The organism is Ideonella sp. P3_A4 (genome assembly GCF_056403075.1).
The window spans coordinates 1-900 of record NZ_JBFUGE010001207.1 but is presented as its reverse complement, the minus strand read 5'-3'; the positions used below and the strand labels follow the sequence as shown (position 1 = coordinate 900).

Annotated in this window: 1 protein-coding gene and 1 pseudogene; both read left to right on the top strand. The window is 66.0% G+C overall.

The annotated features are described in order from the left end of the window. Window positions 1–230: pseudogene (locus AC1DYI_RS37015) on the top strand (IS1595-like element ISPels1 family transposase); the annotation flags it as partial. Window positions 231–462: 232 nt separating this feature from the next. Then, window positions 463–900: S8 family serine peptidase (locus tag AC1DYI_RS37010; RefSeq protein WP_477209053.1), on the top strand; the 438-nt coding region annotated here is incomplete at its 3' end.

The following is a 900-nucleotide window of genomic DNA, read 5'->3' as shown; positions in this document are numbered from 1 at the left end:
ACGCCTTGAACATGACGACCGGCCCGCGCGTGCGTGGGCCCTGGCACATCCAGAACGTCAACGCCTACCACTCACGGCTCAAGGGCTGGCTGCGCCGCTTTCGCGGTGTGGCTACCACCTACCTGCACCACTACCTGGGTTGGTTCAGGGCTGTTGACCGCTGCGCGCCGCGCCACCTACCTCCGGAGCAGCTCCTCAGCCTCTCCCTCGGCCGATTCGCTCATCCATAGGCAATGCGCAAAGAGCCTTTTGAATGGGCAATCCAAAGTCATTTCTGTGACTGGTCGATGCGGCGTAAACCCCTCCCTAGGCTGAAGGCTCGACAGCACGCGTCGCGTCACCCAGCATGGTGTTCCCTTGCTGGGCCCGCCGCCGCCACGGCCCGCTTGCACACATGGCCCGCCGGCCGCTCACCAGCGATCGTTCCGGCCCCATCCATTGCCCGGTTTGAGGAGCTTTACCATGCCCCGTTCCACCCCCCAATTCACCCGCACCCTGATTGCCAGCGCGTTGGCGGCCCTGTCGGGCGTCGCGCTGGCCGGCGGCCAGCCGGACAAAGTCGTGGCCGAGTTGCAGCAGTCGCACCGCCACTACGTGCCGGCAGAAATGCTGGTGCAATTCAAGCCCGGTGCGGCTCAAGCCCTGCGCCAAGAGGCGGTCAGCCGCCTGGGCGGCAAGATCCTCGAGCAAGTGCGTGGTGACCTGCACCGCATCAGCCTGCCGCAAGGCGCCAACATCGCCGCGGCGGTGCGCGCGCTGCATGCCCACGACGCGGTCGACTTCGCCGAGCCGAACTGGATCTACCAGCACACCGCTGTCTCGGACGACACCTACTACACCAATGGCACGCTGTGGGGCATGTATGGCGACACCTCGCCGCTGCAGACCAACCAGTACGGC